Annotated in this window: 16 protein-coding genes and 1 tRNA gene; 13 read left to right on the forward strand and 4 right to left on the reverse strand. The window is 49.6% G+C overall.

Translation table 11 applies throughout. The annotated features are described in order from the left end of the window. Positions 1-134: 134 nt before the first annotated feature. The 5 genes from JT719_RS13295 (at position 135) to JT719_RS13315 (ending at position 8658) form a co-directional block, all read left to right on the forward strand. The gene (locus JT719_RS13295) at positions 135-1355 is read left to right on the forward strand and encodes a carboxypeptidase-like regulatory domain-containing protein (protein WP_207433823.1); all 1221 of its coding nucleotides are present in this window, start codon (positions 135-137) and stop codon (positions 1353-1355) included. 373 nt (positions 1356-1728) lie between these two features. Then, entirely contained in the window at positions 1729-3762 is a 2034-nt protein-coding gene (locus JT719_RS13300) for a DUF3857 domain-containing protein (RefSeq protein ID WP_207433824.1), read from the forward strand. 29 nt (positions 3763-3791) lie between these two features. Next, positions 3792-5705, forward strand: a complete 1914-nt coding sequence (locus JT719_RS13305) for a DUF3857 domain-containing transglutaminase family protein (protein ID WP_207433825.1) — start codon at positions 3792-3794, stop codon at positions 5703-5705. Between the two features lie 103 nt (positions 5706-5808). Continuing rightward, a complete protein-coding gene (locus tag JT719_RS13310; protein WP_207433826.1) occupies positions 5809-7833 on the forward strand; it encodes a DUF3857 domain-containing protein in 2025 nt (674 codons plus the stop codon). 204 nt (positions 7834-8037) lie between these two features. Further along, a complete protein-coding gene (locus tag JT719_RS13315) occupies positions 8038-8658 on the forward strand; it encodes a DUF2490 domain-containing protein (protein ID WP_207433827.1) in 621 nt (206 codons plus the stop codon). A gap of 121 nt (positions 8659-8779) precedes the next feature. Here the strand turns inward: JT719_RS13315 and JT719_RS13320 are convergent. Together JT719_RS13320 and JT719_RS13325 are read right to left on the reverse strand one after the other, a co-directional pair. Further along, positions 8780-8853: transfer RNA gene (locus tag JT719_RS13320), tRNA-Pro, on the reverse strand. A gap of 111 nt (positions 8854-8964) precedes the next feature. After that, positions 8965-10752 carry an ABC transporter transmembrane domain-containing protein gene (locus JT719_RS13325; protein WP_207433828.1) on the reverse strand — a complete coding sequence of 596 codons (1788 nt, stop codon included), beginning with the start codon at positions 10750-10752 and terminating at the stop codon, positions 8965-8967. 145 nt (positions 10753-10897) lie between these two features. On the opposite strand from JT719_RS13325, the gene JT719_RS13330 reads away from it, so the two are divergent. The 8 genes from JT719_RS13330 (at position 10898) to coaE (ending at position 18053) form a co-directional block, all read left to right on the forward strand. Beyond that, positions 10898-11998 (forward strand): Glu/Leu/Phe/Val dehydrogenase dimerization domain-containing protein, encoded by a 1101-nt coding sequence (locus JT719_RS13330; protein WP_207433829.1) that lies wholly within the window; start codon positions 10898-10900, stop codon positions 11996-11998. A gap of 938 nt (positions 11999-12936) precedes the next feature. After that, positions 12937-14076, forward strand: a complete 1140-nt coding sequence (gene nusB / locus JT719_RS13335; RefSeq protein WP_242693241.1) for a transcription antitermination factor NusB — start codon at positions 12937-12939, stop codon at positions 14074-14076. A 130-nt stretch (positions 14077-14206) separates the two neighbouring features. Then, positions 14207-14512, forward strand: coding sequence for a YtxH domain-containing protein (locus tag JT719_RS13340; RefSeq protein ID WP_207433831.1), 306 nt, complete (start codon positions 14207-14209; stop codon positions 14510-14512). A gap of 11 nt (positions 14513-14523) precedes the next feature. Further along, a complete protein-coding gene (locus tag JT719_RS13345) occupies positions 14524-15522 on the forward strand; it encodes an isocitrate/isopropylmalate dehydrogenase family protein (RefSeq protein WP_207433832.1) in 999 nt (332 codons plus the stop codon). Between the two features lie 31 nt (positions 15523-15553). Then, positions 15554-16099: a DUF1573 domain-containing protein gene (locus JT719_RS13350; protein ID WP_207433833.1), complete on the forward strand. Its 546-nt coding sequence runs from the start codon at positions 15554-15556 to the stop codon at positions 16097-16099. A gap of 15 nt (positions 16100-16114) precedes the next feature. Further along, entirely contained in the window at positions 16115-16447 is a 333-nt protein-coding gene (gene yajC, locus JT719_RS13355; RefSeq protein WP_207433834.1) for a preprotein translocase subunit YajC, read from the forward strand. An 8-nt stretch (positions 16448-16455) separates the two neighbouring features. Beyond that, a complete protein-coding gene (locus tag JT719_RS13360) occupies positions 16456-17436 on the forward strand; it encodes a YbbR-like domain-containing protein (RefSeq protein WP_207433835.1) in 981 nt (326 codons plus the stop codon). Between the two features lie 5 nt (positions 17437-17441). Then, the gene (gene coaE, locus JT719_RS13365; RefSeq protein ID WP_207433836.1) at positions 17442-18053 is read left to right on the forward strand and encodes a dephospho-CoA kinase; all 612 of its coding nucleotides are present in this window, start codon (positions 17442-17444) and stop codon (positions 18051-18053) included. A 392-nt stretch (positions 18054-18445) separates the two neighbouring features. Here the strand turns inward: coaE and JT719_RS13370 are convergent, their stop codons facing one another. After that, positions 18446-19612: a hypothetical protein gene (locus tag JT719_RS13370; RefSeq protein ID WP_207433837.1), complete on the reverse strand. Its 1167-nt coding sequence runs from the start codon at positions 19610-19612 to the stop codon at positions 18446-18448. Positions 19613-19689: 77 nt separating this feature from the next. Next, positions 19690-19884, reverse strand: a complete 195-nt coding sequence (locus JT719_RS13375; RefSeq protein ID WP_207433838.1) for a hypothetical protein — start codon at positions 19882-19884, stop codon at positions 19690-19692. Between the last annotated feature and the right edge of the window lie 217 nt (positions 19885-20101).

The following is a 20101-nucleotide window of genomic DNA, read 5'->3' on the forward strand; positions in this document are numbered from 1 at the left end:
GCAAAAGAGGCCTGAAACAGGAATTCTCCCTGCTGTTTTCTTCTAGCAGATTTGTAACTTTCCAAAGTAAAGTTTCTGCTATGCCGGCTTCCCCCGCGAAACAGTATTGGTTTTTCTGGCTCCTTGTTATGTGCATGCTGCTGTGTGCAAAGGGGCAAGTCTTAGGCCAGGCAGCAGGCCGGGGCACTGTGGTAGGAACCGTGATTGACGCGCACACAAAGCAGCCGCTTGGCTTTGCCACTGTGTTCATTGCCCAAACCACCTACGGCACCAATACCGCTGAAAACGGTACCTTTAAACTGATTTCATTGCCTTCCGGAAGCCATGAACTGGTGGTGTCTTTCTTGGGGTACCAGACGCTGTCACACCAATTCACGTTGCAACCCGGGCAACAGCTGGCTTTTCGGTTTGAGTTGATGCCGGCGGCCAATCAGTTACAGGAAGTGGTGATCAGGCCAGACACCAACTGGCGCTACAACTACAATGTGTTTCTCAAGAACTTTCTGGGGCAAACGGCCAATGCAGCAAAAACCACTATCGTCAATTCTGATGTGCTGTATTTTGATTTTGATCCTGAAAAACGGGTGCTTTCTGCAGAAGCCATCAAACCGCTGGTTATTGAGAACAAAGCCCTAGGATATCGGCTACACTTTGTATTGCAGGATTTTAAGGTGGATTTCCAGAACGGGCATACCTTTCATGCGGGGCATCCCCGGTTTGAGGAAATGAAGCCCCGCGGGAAAGCGCAGGAAAAACGCTGGGGAGAAGCTCGCCTGAAAGCATACAGAGGTTCCATGATGCACTTTGCCCGAGCCTTGTACCAGAATAAGCTAGAGGCAGAAGGCTTCAATGTACGGCGGTTGCAGCGCTTGCCAAACCCCAACCGACCACCCGAGGAAGAGATACAAGCTGGTTTAAAAAGAGCCCGTAGCCAGATGAGCGGCCCTGTTGTGGTGAAAAGCAATAGCAGTGGCCCAGAAGATAGCCTGCAATACTGGATGCGCATGTCCCGCCTGGATAAGACAGTCACCTATCTATACAAAGATCCAATTCCTTATCACCAGATCATCGCCCCGGATTCAGTTCGCAACGGGCAGCTTAAACTGCTGTTTTCTGATTACCTGAACGTGGTGTACACAAAAGAGAAAGAAGAGTTGGGGTATGTGAACCAACAGCCGTTTAGCCAGCGTAGAGCCCCCACGTTCCAGACCTCCCTCATCACGTTAACAGAGCCTTACACTTATATTGAACCCAACGGCATGATCGTTAACCCATACTCTCACATGGTGGAAGGCTACTGGGCTTTTGAAAAGCTGGCCGAGATGCTGCCATTGGATTATACTCCAGCAGAATAAGCTCTATTTTCTGAAGTTAGAAACAACCCAGAATATTCATAGAAACTCGTCTGAGGCTGAAGTCTGATAAGCGTCATGCTAAATTCTTGTTATCAGTAGCACTTTTCTAGGAAAATGGCTAGAAGCTATTTATCTTGGTTCAAAAAAGAAGTTGGTGCTGCGGATGAGGAATTTTTTCTATTAAGGCATTCTAAAAGTCAATATTTTAAGAAGTATAAAATAAACAAAGAGGGGTTGAGTCTGTGATGTGCTTGTTTATAAATCTTGTTAAGAATTAATAGCAATGACAGTTCTGGTTTCTTAGTTCTTTTGAAAATATGAGCTAAAAATATAATATATAATCTGAGATAAAATTTATACTAAACCCTTCTTTATGCCCGATTCTACTCTTTTAAAAACACGGCCATTTCTGGTTGTGCTGTTCTTCTTGTGCCAATTTGTGGCATACGCCCAAGACGCTCCCGTAAAATTCGGGAAAGTAACGGAAGAAGAGCTGAAAATGCGTGTCTATGACAAAGACACCAGTGCCGCCGCGGTGATCTTAGCAGATTACGGTCGGTCTTACTTCACCTATCATGAAGATTTCAAAGTCAACTTTGAGAGAGTCATGCGCATTAAGATCCTGAAGAAAACAGGTTATGACTGGGCAAACGTAGAAGTGCCTTATTACCAGAGAAACAGCCAGAAAGAACAGGTTGTCAACATTAAAGGCGTGACTTACAATCTGGAGAACGGTAAGATGGTGAAAGTGAAAATGGAGGACAAGGCCGTTTTTGATGAAAAGGTATCTGCCAACTGGTTTAACAAAAAATTTACGCTGCCGGCCGTAAAGGAAGGATCGGTGCTGGAAATATCGTACACCGTAACCTCTGATTTCATTTTCAATCTACGGGACTGGACATTTCAGCACTCTGTACCGGTAGTACACAGTGAATACAGAGCTACGATCCCTGAATATTATGAGTACAAACAGCTCCCTCAAGGCTATGAGCCCTTTGTGGTAAGTGAATCGGTGCCGGGCACCATGAATTTCACCGTGCGGTGGAGCAGTTCCATTGAGCCTGGCATAGGCGGTGGACGTACCGCAGGCGGCTCTGAGGCGATTACTGCCAAATGCGTGAATCACCGTTGGGTGATGAAAGACGTCCCGGCCATTGCCTCTGAGCAATACATCACTACGCTGGATGACTACGTGTCCAAGATAGAATTTGAGCTGGAATGGGTGCGTTACCCTAACTCAGCTCCAAAAAGATTTGCCGGAAACTGGAGCAGCCTTTCAGAAGAGCTGATGGACGAGGAGCAGTTTGGGGTGCAGCTGAACCGCACCGGATTCTTCAAAAACGAGGTAGCGGCCATGCAATCCATAAAAGATACGCTGGCCCGCGTGAATGCCATCTATGAATTTGTGAAGAAGTCTGTAAAGTGGAACGGAAAAGGTGGTAAGTACGTGACTACCTCCCTGCGCAAAGCTTTTGATGCCAAAACCGGAAACGTGGCAGACATTAACCTTATGCTGGTGGCCATGTTGCGTGATGCCGGCCTTGAAGCGCATCCTGTCATTCTGAGTACCCGTGACAACGGCCGTGCGCCTTATACCCCGGTGGTTAGCAGGTTCAACTATGTGATAGGCTATCTGAAGTTAGGAAATCAGCACCTGTTACTGGATGCAACTGATCCGCTGATGCCTCTGGGGTTACTGCCCAAGCACTGTTTAAACGGAAATGGCTGGCTGGTTACCAAAACCGGTGGAGACTGGATTCCGCTTCAGTCAGCAATGCGCACCACTGAATTGGTGAATGCAGACCTGCAGGTACTGCCTACCGGTATTTTAAGCGGGAAAGTGTCTGAGTCTACCAGTGGTTTATGGGCACTCAACCTGCGCCATTCTATTCAGGATGCCGGTGAAGAAAAGTACCTGGAGAAACTGGTGAACAACCAGAATCAATATGAGCGCAAGAAGCCAGTCCTGAAAAACCTGAAGGAGTTGCACCAGCCGGTGGGCTTGCAGTATGAAGTGGTGAGCACAGGAGATGAGCAGGCCAAAGATGTCATCTACCTGAACCCAATGATGCTGAAAACCCAGCAGGAGAATCCTTTCAAAGTGGCTAACCGCAAATACCCGGTAGATTTCGGCCATCCTATGGAAGAAGTGTACATCTGCAATTTCACTTTGCCAGAAGGCTACGCAGTGGAGGAAATGCCTAAGAACATTGTGTTAGCGCTGCCAGAAAACGGAGGCCGGTTCACGTACATGCTGCAAACCAGAGGCAACACCATTCAGGTGATGAGCAAAGTAACGCTTTCCAAGCCCGTCTTCTACACAGAGGAGTATGAGTTCCTGAAACAGTTCTACTCCCAGATAGTGGCCAAGCACGCCGAGCAGATTGTTTTAAAGAAGAAAGGGTAATTCGTTTCAGGCCTATTTTCTAGAAAACCATGCAAAAACGGTTCATTTTACTTTTGCTGTCCGTTCTGGCAAGCGTGTCTGCCTGGGCGGGAGATGCTCCCACGTACTCGGCGCTGACCATTAACTCGGCTCTTACGAAAGGAGCCAATGCAGTGATCCGGCTGGAGGAGACGGTTTATACGGTTTCTTCTGCCAAATCTGCAACCAAGAAAGTGCGGCAGATAGTAACGGTGCTCAACGAAGATGGTAGAGGCTACGGAAATTTGGTGGTATACTATGACAAACTAAAAAAAGTAGACTTTATCAAGGGTACGCTCTATGACATGTTAGGAAAGAAAGTGGGAGGGCTGAAAGGTTCTGACATCAAAGATTACAGTGCCAATGGGGAAGGTACTCTGTACGGTGATAACCGCGCGAAGGTAATTGAGTGGGCGAACCATACCTATCCTTACACAGTTGAGTTTGAGTATCAGACCACGTCCAGTAACATGTTGCTCTACCCAATTTGGCAGCCCCTTTCAGGCGAGAAGCTTTCGGTAGAGCAAGCCTCTTTCCAAGTGAACATGCCTGCCGGAATGGGCTTGCGGTACCATGAACAGTTAATGCCCGAAAAGATGAAATCCAGCCAGGAAGGAAATCAGCAGGTTTACCGGTGGCAGGTAAAAGGGTTAACTCCAGTAGAAACAGAAGTCTACGGACCAGAGTTCTCCGAGATTGTGCCTCAAGTAAGAACTGCTCCTTCCGCTTTTGAGGTAGAAGGGTACGCTGGTAGTCTAGACTCTTGGGAATCAATGGGCAATTGGCTAAATAAATTGAATGCAGGTAGAGAACAGTTGCCTGAAGCTACAAAGCAACAAGTGTTGGCGCTTACCAAAAATTTGACTACTCCTGAAGAGAAAATCAAAGCGGTGTACCAGTTTATGCAAAACAAGACCCGTTATGTTTCTATACAATTGGGCATTGGTGGTTTTCAACCTTTTGAAGCCTCAATGGTAGATACCAAAGGTTATGGTGACTGCAAAGCTCTTAGTAACTACACTAAAGCATTGTTAGAAGTAGTAGGTATTCCCAGCCGCTACGCCATTATTTATGGTGGGGATGATAATCCTGCAATGATAAAGGAATTCCCAAGCCAACAGTTCAACCACGTAGTATTGTGCGTTCCTACAGCCAAGGATACTGTTTGGCTGGAATGTACAAACCAGTTAGCCGATGCCGGATACACCGGCTCCTTCACTGGTGACCGTTACTCACTGCTGGTGACGCCAGAAGGCGGTAAACTGGTACCAACGCCTCGGTTCAATGCCCAGGATAATACCCAACTGCGCACAGTAAAAGTAAAACTGAATGCACAGGGCGGCGGAGTTGGCGAGGTGCTCACACAGTTTGCTGGTCGGCAGCACGAAGACCGGAATGAGGCCATCCATCAGTTAGACCCTGATAAGCAGTTGAAATGGCTGTACAAGCAGATTGAGATTCCGGCCTTTGAGATCAAAAGCTTCTCGCTGGAGAAAGTGAAAGGCAAGCCGCAGGTAAACGAGAAACTGCAATTAGATCTTCCTAAGGTGGCTTCGGTTAGTGGAAGACGCCTTTTCATCACGCCCAACCTAATGAACCGGCGCACTACGGTGCCGCCCTCCTTGGAGAACCGGAAGCATGACGTGGTGCTGTCTTATCCTTACCATGACGTGGACACCGTGGAATACGAGATTCCGGCCGGTTACAAGCCAGAGAGTGTGCCTCAGCCCGTGAAAATTGCCTCGGTCTACGGCGAGTACCAGGCGCAGGTGCAGATCAAAGGAAACAAGCTGGTGTACGTGCGCCAGATGACCATGCACAAAGGAAGGTTCCAGGCTTCTAAGTACATGGAGTTCGTGAATTTCTTGAAGCAGGTTTCTAAGGCAGACCAGCAACAAGTGGTGCTGGCCGCTGAAACAACCTGATTTTTCAATGGCCATGAGGGCGTTTGTTTCTAAGATAGGCACCCTCATGGCCATTTCTTTTCAGAAGCAGCCCTGTCCCATTTTCTAAAACATTCCCTTTAATATGAGAATTGAAAAAACGCTTCAAAAACGCTGGCTTTTACTGCTATTGCTGGTAGTAGGTGTTGCCACCCCTGGGTTATGTGAAGACCCTTTTAAAATGGGGCAAGTCACCTCAGAAGAACTGAGAATGACCTCCTACGTGCCAGATACCAGCGCGGCGGCAGTGGTGCTGTATGACCTGGGAGAGTCTTCTTTCCTGTTCACCAAGGGCACGCAACTGCAGTTCAAACGCATCACGCGCATCAAGATTCTGAAAAAGAACGGGCTCGATGAGGCAAACATCGTCATTCCTTATTACGTGCGGAAAGATGGCACCAAAGAAGAAATCCTTAATCTAAAAGGCGTCACGTATAACCTTGAGAACGGTGAGGTGGTGAAAACGAAACTGGATGACAAGGCCATTTTTGATGAAAAGCTAGATGCCAACCAGCACCTTATGAAGCTGACCATGCCTGGCGTTAAAGTAGGTTCAGTGATTGAGTTATCTTATACCATTAAATCAGATTTTATCCGGTATTTACGCGATTGGGAGTTTCAGCATAACATTCCGGTGAAGTGGAGCGAGTACAGGGTAGGCATGGTGCCGTTCTTTGAATACAAACACGCCCTTCATGGGGTACATCCGTTTCACATCAATGATGCAAAAATTGAGCATAAAACGGCGGCTATTGCTTGGAACAGGACTGTTGGGCTTGCTACTACAGAACAGCGGGGTTCCATCTCTATGTCAGTGGTGCAGTACCGGTGGGCCATGAAGGATGTGCCTGCTTTTACCGAGGAACCATACCTAGCGAATTCAAGAGATTATATCTCCAAACTAGAATTTGAGCTCTCCAAAATACAGTACCCAGACGAGAAACCAACGTACACCACCGGCGATTGGCAGAGTTTCACCACCGAACTTCTGAAAGAGGAGGAGTTTGGCGGACAGCTTACCAATACAACTTTCCTGAAAAAGACCGCTGAAACCCTGGTAACCGGGAAAACCGAGCCCTTGGAAAAGGTAAAGGCGGTATTGGAGCATGTGAAAGGGCAGGTGCGCTGGAACGGCAAACACCGCATTTACACAGAGAACCTGCGCAAGGCGTATGACAACCGGTCTGGGTCCTCTGCTGAAGTGAACCTGCTGCTGACGGCTCTGCTGCGCGAGGCGGGCATTGCGGCAAATCCTATGTTGATCAGTACCCGGGAGCATGGGCAGCCCGTGGTGAATTCTCCTATGATTAGTAAGTTTGATTACGTGATCACCCATGTATCAGTAGGAGACAAAACTTACCTGTTAGATGCCACCGAGCAGGATTTACCCTTTGGCATGCTGCCTTTCCGCTGCCTGAACGGCCAGGGCTGGGTGGTGCAATCGCCGGCAGGGAAATGGGTGCCCTTAACCGGCACTGAGAAAAACCTGCAACTGGTGACTGGTCAGCTTAAGATTAAACCTACCGGCGAAGTAACCGGAAACCTGGTGGAAAATTACCAGGGGGTACCAGCCTTGCACGCCCGTTCTTCCATCCGGAGCAAAGGGCAGGAAACCTACCTGAAGGAGTTTGCCAATGCCGGTCCAGACTGGGTGCGTCAGCAAGTGAAGATTCTGAATTTGGATAACCTGCAGGAGCCCCTCAAAACCGAGTACCAGTTAAACAAAACCGGTGACAACCAGGCGGCCGACCTGCTGTACATTTCTCCCTTGCTCACCCATGCCCAGGACCAGAATCCGTTCAAACTGGCTACCAGGCTGTACCCCATTGACTTTGCCTCGCCGGTAGACGAAACCTACATGTTCACCTATGAATTGCCGGCAGGCTATGAAGTAGAAGAAATGCCAAAATCGGCGAACATGAGTTTACCGGGCAATGCGGCCAAGTTTACCTATGTGGCTCAGATGGTCAACGGGCAACTGCAGATCACCAGTAAGCTTAACATCAACAAAACAGTTTTCCAGCCGGCAGAGTACGGTAACCTGCGCGAGTTCTACAACCGGCTGGTGGCCAAGCATGCTGAGAAGATCGTCCTGAAAAAAAAGATGTAGGTTTGTAGGCGCAGTTACTAGAATTTAGAAACCAGCCAGACCAATTAAACGTGTATGATACAAGAAGCCTTGCCTGCGAGCGAGGCTTCTTTTTTTAGCTGTCTCAAGCGTTGTTTGAGGCGTAAGAAGGGGGAGAATCTAAGGGAGACACAGAATCAAATGAAAGCATTGTTGAGCCTGCTTGTGGGGCTGTTTTTTTCAACTATGGCATTGGGGCAGCCCAATAACATCAACCATTGGATGCAATACTCCGGGTCTTTCTGGGTGAGTCCGCAGTGGGTGATAGCCAGCAACGTGCAGGTAAGAACGTATGAGCCCCTGCATGACATGCGGGTGCTGTTTACCGGGGCAGAGGTGCAGCACAATTTCAAAAAGGCGCCGGTCTCTGTCTTGATGGGGTTTACGCATTTAAGTAACCGAAACTATGCCACCCCAGAAGAAGTCACGCACAGCCACGAGAACCGCTTGTACCAGCAGATTGCTGTGCGGGGGCAGTTGTGGAAAGCGGGCGTCACGCACCGGTACCAGGTAGAGCAGAGGTGGCTTTCCCAAGGCTATCAGACCCGCTTCCGGTACTCGTTTGCCCTGCGGCTACCTATCCTTAAAAGGGAAGAACAGCAACTGTACGGCATTCTTCGGAACGAGGTGCGGGTGATTGTGCGGGAAGAACCCTTTGACAGCAACCGGGTCTTTGGCGGGGTAGGATACACGTTCAGCAAGCACCTGAGCGTAGAAGGCATGTGGATGTCACAGTTGCACGGCGGCGGAAACCATCAGCACTTCACCATGCTTATCCTTAAACATGATTTCGGGAGGATGGAATAAACCTTGGCAAGAAAGAAGTGTCTCTGATTTTAGCCTGTTTTCTGGAAAGAAGGCCTGAAACCAGAATAGCTTAGAAAGCAAAACGCCCGTTGTCCTGAAACAACGGGCGTTTAATTTTTCGTCGGAGTGGCGGGATTCGAACCCACGACCTCCAGCACCCCATGCTGGCGCGATACCAGGCTACGCTACACCCCGATCAATTGGTATCTGCTGCAAAGAAAGCAAAAAATCTTTTCCAGCGAAAGAGCAAATGCAGTTTGCCAGCATTTTGAAGCTATTTTCCTGAAAACAGTCAGAAAACGGGCTTTACTCCATTTCTTCGCCTTGCAGCTGGCGCTCATACAGGGCACGGTACAAGCCGGCCAGGTCCTGCATCAGTTCCTCGTGGGTACCGTGCTGCACCACCACGCCATCGTCCAGCACCAGAATCTTGTCGGCTAGTTTCACGGAGCTTACCCGGTGCGAGATAATGATAGACGTACGGTTGGCCATGACGCGGTGCAGGCTGTTGAGAATGGCGTTCTCGGTTTTGGTGTCTACCGCCGAGAGCGAATCGTCTAGGATCAGGATCTTAGGCTCGCGGGCCAGCGCACGGGCAATGGAAACCCGCTGCTTCTGTCCGCCGGAAAGGGTAATGCCGCGCTCGCCCAGCACCGTGTCAAACTTGGCCGGGAAATGCATGATGTTCTCGTAGACATCGGCATCCTTGGCGGCTTGCAGCATCTTCTCCTCGGGTAGGTTGTCCACGCCAAACCCGATGTTGTTTCTAATAGAGTCTGAGAACAGAAATACATCCTGCGGCACGTACCCAATCTGGCTGCGCAGATTAGAAATGTTATAGTCCCTGATGTCTTCGCCGTCAATGAGAATGCGTCCGCCGGTAGTGTCATACAGGCGGCACACCAGCGCGGCAATAGTGCTCTTGCCCGAACCAGTGTTCCCAATCACCGCCAGCGTCTCGCCGGGGTTAATCTGGAACGACAGCTTTTTGAGCGCATGAATGCCGGTGTCTGGGTACACAAAGTCCACCTCGTCAAAAATGATGGCACCTTTGATGTCTTTCTTCAGGTTTTTCTGGGAAAGGATATCGGTCTTGGTGTTCAGGAACTCGTTGATGCGCTGCTGCGAGGCGGCGGCCCGTTGCACCAGAGACGTGGTCCAGCCCAGCGCTGTCACCGGCCAGGTAAGCATATTCACGTAAATGAGGAACTCGGCAATAACCCCCGGCGTGATGCTGCCGTTGATCACCTGTTTCCCGCCCAGCCACACGGTAATGATGGTGCTCAGGCCAATAAGGAACAGGATAAGCGGGAAAAACAGCGAGTTCACAAAGTTCAGCTCCAGGGACTTGTCTTTATAAGTATCACTGGCTTTGGTGAAGTTGGCGTGGGAATCCTGCTCCCGCACAAACGATTTCAGCACCCTAATGCCCGAGAACGCCTCCTGTACAAACGTGGTAATGCCGCTGAGGCTTTTCTGAATCTCGTCTGACTTGCGCTCAATGATGTTATTTACATAATAGATACTCACCGAAAGAATGGGCAGCGGCAGCAGCGTGTAAATGGTGAGCTCCACGTTCACGGTAAGCATGTACGGGATCACCATCAAAAACAAGACAATTAGATTGACGCCGTACATGATGGCCGGCCCCAGGTACATCCGCACGCGGCTCACATCTTCAGAGATGCGGGCCATGAGGTCACCGGTGTTGTTCTTGCGGTAGAAGGAGAGGGGCAGCGTCTGGTAATGGGCGTAGATCTCGTTTTTGAGGTCGTTTTCAATCAAACGGCTCATCACAATAATGGTCTGCCGCATAAAGAACAGGAAAATCCCGCGCAGCAAGGCCATCAACACAATCACCACGCCATAGAACAAGGTGCTGCGGGCGAAGCTGCTGTACACCTCTTCCTGCTGGGCAAACCCCTCGTGCAACTGGTACATAGAGATGCCCTCGCGCACCAGGTCAAAGGCGTGCCGCACCACCTGCGCCGGTATAATGGCGAAGATGTTGGACACAATCACAAACACAATCCCCCAGAAGAAGCGGAATTTGTATTTGAGCAGATATTTATTCAGGTATTTAAGTGATTTCACGTCTGGGTGTTTAAAGAATTACGTACTAACACTTGTTAGTTTTTTCTTTGTGTAATAAAAAATAAAGGTAATTTTGGGGCGAAATTACCAATTAGCTTCCCCATTATCTAACAAAAGCAAAGTGGTATTATAGTCACTATACAACATGATAGAAGTTAAAGAAATAGAAACTGCGCAAGAAAGCTCGGTTTTCGGGCAAATCAGCGAACACCAGCACGAGCAGGTAGTTTTCTGCCATGACCACGACACCGGCCTGAAAGCCATCATCGGCATCCACAACACCGTGCTGGGACCTGCTCTGGGCGGAACCCGCATGTGGACCTACGCCTCTGAAGCCGAAGCGTTGCGTGACGTACTGCGCCTTTCCCGCGGCATGACCTATAAATCTGCTATCTCGGGCCTGAACCTGGGCGGCGGAAAGGCCGTGATCATCGGCGACTCCAAAAAAGGTAAAACCGAAGCCATGATGCGCAAGTTCGGGCGTTTCGTGAACAACCTGAACGGCAAATACATCACCGCCGAGGACATGGGCATGACTACCCAGGACATGGCCTACATTGGCATGGAAACCAAATACGTGGCTGGTTTGCCAGAGTCACAGGGCGGTAGCGGTGACCCGTCACCAGTTACGGCCTACGGAACCTACATGGGCATGAAAGCCGCCGCAAAAAGAGCGTGGGGCAACGATAGCCTGGCCGGTAAAAAGATCTCAGTACAGGGAACAGGCCACGTAGGCGGTTACCTGATCGATTACCTGGCGAAAGAAGGTGCCCAGCTGTTCATCACTGATATTGACCAGGAGCGCCTAAAGCGTATTGCCGTGAACACCGGTGCTACCGTAGTAGGTCTGGATGAAATCTACGACGTAGACGTGGACATCTACTCGCCATGCGCCATGGGAGCCACCATCAACGACGATACCCTGCGCCGCCTGAAGTGCCAGGTGATTGCCGGTTGCGCCAACAACCAGCTGAAAAACGAAGATGTACACGGCCCCGCTCTGGACGAACTGGGCATCATCTACGCCCCAGACTTCCTGATCAACGCCGGTGGTATCATCAACGTGTACTCAGAAGTGAAAAAGCTGAACCGCGAGTGGGCCATGCAGCAAACCGAGCAGATCTACAACACCACGCTGAACATCTTCGCCAAAGCCGAGGCAGACGGAATCCACACCCAGAAAGCCGCCACACAACTTGCGCAGAAGCGCATTGACGATATGGCCAAGATCAAGCAGACATACTAATCTCACCTCTCAAAAGAGGATACAAGCAGTGAATGCGTTTTCGGTCTGGTTCTAACAAACTGGGCCGGAAACGCATTTTCTTTTTACACCCCACCCGTCCGCAGGACGATGAAGGTATTGCAACGGCCCAAAGACCAATTAGCAAAATGCTCCCAAGTTCCTGCTGGGCGCATGCGTAACCCAGCAGGAACTTGGGAGCAAGTAGTAGCGCCTCCAGTGGCAATGGCCCACGCTCCCTACGCAGCAGAGGACGGTGCCCGGTGGTACCATCCGAAGCCTCACTGTCCGAGCGTCAGCGAGTTTGAGGCTTCTTGATTCTTTTGGTTACTTTTCTCATCAAGGAGAAAAGTAACAAACGCCCTCAGAGCGCATCTGCAACCCAAAAGTTAGAAGTAAGGAAATAGGAAGTAGCTGCTTCTAGAAAGGGGAGAGGCAGTTTGGGTTGTTGGTGAGAACACCAACAACGGCGGAATGGCTGGTGAATGGCTGGCAAAGCAGCAAGTAGAAATGAAAGGCACGGAAGCAACTTCCGCGCCATAGAAGGACAAAAGTGAATTTGAGGCTAGCGCCTTACTGATTTGCAAACTTCAGACCATGACAGGTCCAAGTCTCAGACTTGAACCATGGGGAGATAAACGGTACAAGTTGTACTCAACTGAAAACTGAGTTATAACCATTTCCTTCCTATTTTTCAGAAAACTGGATGAAAACAGTACCATCCCGGCACTAGCCGTACAGAGACCGCAGAAATTGTAAATTTAAAATAACTCCCGTTTGCTTCTTGCCCCGTTAGTTCGGACCTTTGCGGCAGAATTGGAGGGGAGCGGTGCCACAGGTTAAAAACACCGTTCCGCCGCCAACTTTTACCCTTATTTTCACGTTCACCACGTTCTTTCCTTATTATCATGCTCAACCGCAGAATACTCCGAATCAAAGCGATGCAAGCCATCTATGCCTATGTACAGGCAGAAGGATCTAACTACCAGTTGGCCCTGGATTTGATTGCGGATAGATTTGCCCCAGACCTGATGGCCGTTGTGGCCCAGGACCGTAACAAACTGGAAGGCCAGAAGCAGATCGCCAGCCTGCTGTTCAAAGAGTGGTACGAGACCAGAAAATTTGATACCGAGGAAAAAGACCGTGAGATCTTAGATGCCGCCCAGGCCGCCGTGAACTTCTACCAGAACTCGCTGCGCAAAGACCTCAAATTCTTCGGGAACCAGATGCTCACCGCCGCCGAGGAAATATATGACCGGTACCTGCTTACCCTGTTGGTAGCCCAAGAACTGGTAAAGCAGATTGAAGGCGAAGAGCAGAAAGCCGCCACCCGTTTCACTGAGCGCAAAGACGTAAACCTGCGCAAGCTGCTCAGCAACAAAGCCCTGCAGAAACTGCTGAGCAACAAGTTCCTGGAGCAACGCGTCATCCGCCGGAACCTGACCTGGGCCGGTGACCAGGAAGTGATCCAGAAAATCTACCGCAACGGCCTCAAGACCGATGAGCAGGTATTGGCTTATCTGGATATCCAGGACCCAACCTACGAGCAAGACCACGAACTGCTCAAACATATCTTCAAAAACGTTATCTTTAAGGACGAGAACCTGCAGGCCCTGTTTGAGGAGAAAGATCTGAACTGGGTAGAAAACAAATCGGTAGTGAAGAATCTGGTGAATAAATCCATCAAGATGCTGGAAGAAAACACCGATGAGAACCTGCCGTTGTTAGACCTGTCGGCCAGCTGGGACGACGACAAAGCCTTCTTCGAGGAACTGTACTACGAGACTCTCAAGGACGATGAGAAGTACGAGGCCATGATCTCAGAAAGCGTGAAAAACTGGGATGTGGAGCGTGTAGCCCAACTGGACAAAATCATCCTGAAGATGGCCCTCTGCGAGATGCACATATTCCGGAGCATTCCGGTAAAGGTGACCATCAACGAGTACATTGACATCTCCAAAGTGTACAGCACGCCCAAGAGCAAGCAGTTCATCAACGGTATCCTGGATAAACTGTCACAAGATCTGATCTCCAGCGGAGCCATCCGGAAATCAGGAAGAGGCTTGCTGGATAACAAATAATCCCGGGCCGGTTTTCGTTCGTATGGAGAAAAGAAACTTTTATCTCTGCGTTTCTGGCTTAATTTTAGAAATTTGGGCCAGAAACGCAGCGAAGAGTTCTTGCTGACTAACTATAACACCACCAAAAACTATGGGCAAAAAAACGAATGCAATCCTTGCCTTTTCCTCTGGTATCGCCACGGGTGCGGTATTAGGTATCCTGTTTGCGCCTGAGAAAGGCCGTGAAACGCGTGACAAACTGAGCTTTCAGTTAGAGAAATACCGCGCCAGGCTGTTGGATCTGACTAACGACCTGATTACCGGAAAAGAAGAGCAAGGTTCTGCCGCCAAAACCGAAGGGCAACGCGTGATCAATGACGCTCGTGACAAAGCAGAGCGCCTGTTGGTAGACGTAGATTCCCTTATCAACCAAATTAACAGTAGAAGAGAAATATAGCCCCCTTGACCATGACAACCGTTACCCTTATTCCCGGCGACGGGATAGGTCCTGAGATCACGGAAGCCGTAAAGGCGATCTTTGCAGCCGCACAAGTGCCCATCACCTGGGAAGAAGAAAATGCCGGGCAAACCACTTTTGACAGCATTGGTGAGTTGATTCCCGCTTCATTGCTTGCCTCTCTGGAGCGCAACAGAATTGCCTTGAAAGGCCCTATCACCACCCCGGTAGGCAAAGGCTTCAAAAGCATCAATGTGCAGTTGCGCCAGAAGTACGACCTGTACTCCAACGTGCGCCCTGCCAAAACCACAGCCGGTGTTAAAACCCGTTTTGACAAGGTAGACCTGGTACTGTTCCGCGAGAACACCGAAGGGCTGTACGCCGGTCTGGAAATTTTTGATGAGCGCCTGGGCATTGCTGACTCTATCTCCCGCGTAACGGTAGAAGGTTGCCACAAAATTGTACGTGCCGCTTTCCAATACGCAGCCAAGCACGGTCGTTCTAAGGTTACAGTGGCGCATAAAGCTAACATCTTGAAAAACGCCGGTAGATTGATGCTGGAGGCCGCCGCCGATGTATCCAAAGAATTCCCAAGCGTGCCGTGGGAAGACAAGATCATTGACAACATGTGCATGCAGCTGGTAAGCAAGCCAGAGCAGTTTGACGTGGTAGTAACCACCAACCTGTTCGGGGATATCCTGTCTGACCTGTGCGCTGGTCTGGTAGGTGGTTTAGGCGTGGTGTCTGGCGCCAACATTGGCGATGATATGGCCATTTTTGAAGCCGTACACGGCTCTGCCCCAGACATTGCCGGTCAAGGTTTGGCCAACCCAACTGCGTTGTTACGCTCTGCGCTCATGATGCTGGAGCATATGAGCCTGCATGAGTACGCCAACAGAATTGAGGCGGCCTTAGAGAAAACCCTGTTGGACAAAAATTGCTGCACCAGAGACTTAGGAGGCACCGCTTCTACCTCAGAATTTGCGCAGCATATAATTTCTAATTTGTAACTTGTCCTATTATTAAGAGGATAGATTATTTATGAAAAAGCAATTTTTGATCGCGTTGCTTGTAGCCGGTGGCCTTTGGACCTCTGGCTGCGAGAAAAAAGCAGATACAACCCAAGAAGCTACTGCCACTGAGCAGAACGCTTCTGAAGGCAGCGCTGTAGCCGCCAATGACCCTGCCACCAATCCTAACGTGGCCGGCCAGGAGGAAGTGAATCCTAACGCTCCTAAACCGGTAATGACGTTCAAGGAAACCGAGTTTGACTTTGGAGACATCAAAGCCGACAAGAAAGTGGAGCACACCTTCACCTTCACCAACACCGGTAAGGCTCCGTTGGTGATTGAGAACGCCTCTGCTACGTGCGGCTGTACTGTACCAGAGTGGCCACATGAGCCAATTGCCCCAGGTGAAACCGGCAAAATCAAAGTGGTTTTTGACCCAACCGGAAAATCTGGCCAGCAATCAAAGCAAATTACCATTACCGCCAACACTGATCCGCAGATCAACCAGGTAAGCATTAAAACCAATATCATTGGTGCAGTGCCTCAGGCAGGAGCAGACGGACCTGTTCGCTTATAATTCTCAGAACAACCTATGCTAACTGTATTATTGCAAGCCACCGCACAAGGGGCAAACGTATACGCCAATTTCCTGTTCATCGGGCTTATTATCCTGGTGTTCTATTTCTTCATGGTGCGCCCGCAGCAGAAGAAAGCCAAAGACCAGAAGAAGTTCCGGGAAGAGCTGAAGCGTGGCATGAACGTGGTAACCATTGGTGGTCTGCACGGACGCCTGCTCAGTATTGATGATGATACTGTCTGGATTGAAGTAGACAAAGGAATCAAACTGAAGTTTGATAAAGTGGCTATAGCCATGGAGCCCACCTCCAGAGTGAATGCGGGTTCCACAGACACCTCTAATACCTAAAAGTTACCTTGCCATTAGATAAAGCAAAGCACGCCCTCCTCTGGTTACTGAGGCCTTTTTCGCCCAAGCAGAAACAGTACTGGAGGGTGGTGTTGCTTTGCTTTTTTGCGGCAAGCACTTTCTGGCTCTTGAACGCCCTGAACAAGAGCTACACCACACAGGTAACGTACCCCATCGTTTTCAAATATAATCCCAAGGCCCTGGTGCCGGTGAAACCGCTCCCAGATGAAGTGGTGATCAGCGTAACCGGCAAAGGTTGGAAGCTGCTCCGCAAGAACCTGTTCTTCAACATAAGGCCGGCAGAGCTTACCATCAGGGGCTTACCCAACGTGAAACAGTTGCCCGGGCAGGCACTTAGGCCGGCTATCTCCAACGTATTGGATGGGCTCAGCCTCAACTTTGTGGTCACAGACTCCATCAGCTTTGATTTTGACCGGCTGGTAACCCGTAAATTCCCGTTGGCCATTGACACCACCCAGGTGAAAGTAGGGCCGGGGTTTGCGTTTGTAGGTCCGGTGAAGATTTTACCAGACTCAGTTACTTTCACTGGGCCAGAGTTGATCTTAAAGCAGTTCCCTGATCCTTTCCTGTTAAGCCTTCCGGCAGAAAACATCAGAGCACCTTTCAAAGGAGATGTGCCGCTTACACATGACTATACCTCCTTGGTGAAAGCGGATGTAAGTGAAGCCGAAATCCAGTTTGGAGTAGTAGCCTTGGAACGCAAGGAGGTTCCGGTACAGCCTGTTCTACAGAATTTCCCCGCTGGCTATAACCTGCGGTTGGTAACCGGGCCACTGGTTGCGCACTACTCTTACCTGCCCAGAAACCGGGATTTGGTTAATCCTGAATTGATCCAGGTGGCTTTGGATTACCAGAAGTTCAATCCGGCAGATTCTACCATTGTGCCCACGGTTTTGCAGAAAGGTCCCCACGTAAAGCAGGTAAATGTTCTGCCAGGCAGGGTACAAATCTCATTAACCCCGCAATAAACGTTATGCTCAAGATTGGCATTACCGGAGGCATTGGTTCTGGGAAGAGCATTGTCTGTAAGTGCTTCCAGTTGCTGGGAGTGCCCGTGTATGACTCAGATACCCGCGCCAAATGGGTGATGAACTTTGATCCAGAGTTGCGGGAACAATTGATCTCTACCTTCGGGCCGGAGACGTACGATGCCCAGCAGCAGCTGAACCGCACCTATCTAAGCCAGAGAGTATTCCACGATGCCGAACAATTAGCTAAACTGAACGGGTTGGTGCACCCGCAGGTGCGCAAGGATTTTTACCGATGGCTGGACGTAAATATCCAGGCGCCTTATGTGCTGAAAGAAGCCGCGCTGATGTTTGAGTCCAACGCTTATACCCAGGTAGACCATGTACTCACCGTCTCGGCACCCATAGAGGTGCGCCGGGCCCGTACTCTCCTGCGCGATCCGCACCGCAACGCCGCCCAGGTAGACGCCATCATGGACAAACAACTCTCAGAAGAAGAACGCATCCGCCGCGCGCAGTTTGTCTTGTATAACGATGATGCACAATTAGTGCTTCCGCAGGTGGTGCAACTGCATCAAAGATTTCTGGCGTTGGCAGTTGATAAAAGCATTCTATAATCTCTCAACCAACAAATCCCAATACGCTAGTGTGTTTCAGCTGTAGGAACACTGTTTTAGAAGCGTTTTCTTTAAAGCAGGCTTAAAACACAATCTTTCTAGGAGGAAATGCGTGCCATAGACAAGGCAGTGCCTTGTCTCTACGAGACTCTACAACCAACACCAATATTGCTTACTTTCCCCGATTCCAGTCTTTCAGGCGAGCGCCTTAGCAGGTTCCGGTGCCGTGAGGCATTGCGACCGTCAGGGAGCAAAGGAAGCTGGTACAGCGCGAGCGCGGAAGACGGGGCCCCGCGGCCGTGAGCGCTTATCAATAACTATGCAACAACACAGCCTATAAGTCAATAGACAAACATAACCTCCGCCAGCAACAGCGAACAACTTCACATCGCTTACTTGATAATCGGGTAGCGGGTGAAGGGTTTGGTAGGATCAAAAATCTTACGGTAGGTGATGTGCGTCTTGTAGATGACAGCGCCTAAGCCACGGGTCACCATCATCATCTTAGGGTTAAAATCACCCACCCAGTTCATTTCTATTTCCCGAGCCCCATACTCGTTCACCGGGCCTTGCGAGTGGGTAATCAGGTAAGAATCCACTCCTTTTGACTGAAACTCCGGCACTATGCCAAAAATCACCCCGAAGACCTTCTTGTCATCGCGTTTATTGTAGCGCCACCGGTGGTACAGGAATTTCAGTTTCGCCAGCAGGTCAAACTTGCCGTTCAGGTGCTTGAAGATCTGGTTCAGTTCCGGGAGCATGATGAAGAAACCAACCGCCTTGCCTTCAAAGTAAACGAAATTGATAAGCTGCTCTACCATGACGGGTTTCATGGCTTTCATCATCTTCAGGGCTTTTTCATAGGTCATCTCGTTGATGCCAGAATGCCCCGCCCAGGCCTTGTTGTACACGTCAAGGAAGTCTTGCGCTAGTTTCTCCAGGTTGTCTCTGGAAGGGTGCCCAAAACTGTACCCGGGCGTTTCATCCAGAATTTTGGAGCGCTGTAAGATCTTATCGCTTAGCTTGGGTCGGGTTTGCATATGGTAAGTATACTGTTTGAAGTATACCTGAAACCCGTAGCCCTCAAACAATTGCTGGTAGTAGGGCGGATGGTAGAACATGCCATAGTTAGGCTCAGTGAACCCATGCACCAACAAACCCCACCAACGGTCCCGCTCCCCAAAGTTGATGGGGCCATCCATGGCTTCCATGCCCTGTGCGGCTAACCAGTCTTTGCAGGCATCAAATAAAAGATTGGCGGCAGCCTGGTCATTGATGCACTCAAAGAAGCCCATGCCCCCGGTCACGTACTCAGAAGCGTTTTTGGTTTTGCCGTTGACAAAAGCAGCCACCCGACCGATAAATCGGCCTTGCTTGTCTTGAAGCACCCATCTGGTGGCAGTGCCATTCCTGAAATTTGGATTTTGCTTTGGATCAAAAACCGCCTCAATGTCTTTGTCCAGCGGACGAATCCAATTGGGATGGTCTTTGTAAATGGAAGCAGGAAGGTCTAAGAAGGCTTTGGTGGTGGAAGCGTTATTGACTTCAAGTAATTGCATATCCAGAGGAGCTAAGAAAAGCAAAAATATGCAATTACGCCGAAGCGCCCTAAGAATGTCGTTTTCTCTTTGGGTGTTTACGCAGCCCTGCCAAGCCGATGGTTTTGGCTTTCAATGTGCATGGCTTCGTTGAAACGATATTCCTTATGGTCATAGGGGCTGACAAAAGCCTCTTCCATGACTAACCAGGAGATATCAAAGCCTAAAAAGAATACAGGCCTGAAGGCTAGGTGCCAGCCCTGGGCCAGCAATATCTGAGTGTCTTCTTCCATCTTAATCATATGTGCTTATTTCTGGCAGGTAGGGTATGGGTCGTTCATCAGGCAAGGTTAAAGTGCAATTGTTATTTTGTAAAACGGGAAATCTATGGGCAGGTTTAAATTTTCTGAAGAAAGTTGCTGACTGATAGTTGTTTGTAGAATTTGAAGAGCCTTGGGTGCGCTGTAGAAATCAATAGGTATGCCAGTAAAGGAAGACTATCCAGGTTAA

Origin of the sequence: Sabulibacter ruber (assembly GCF_017355955.1) — a bacterium.
Classification (GTDB): domain Bacteria; phylum Bacteroidota; class Bacteroidia; order Cytophagales; family Hymenobacteraceae; genus Nibribacter; species Nibribacter ruber_A.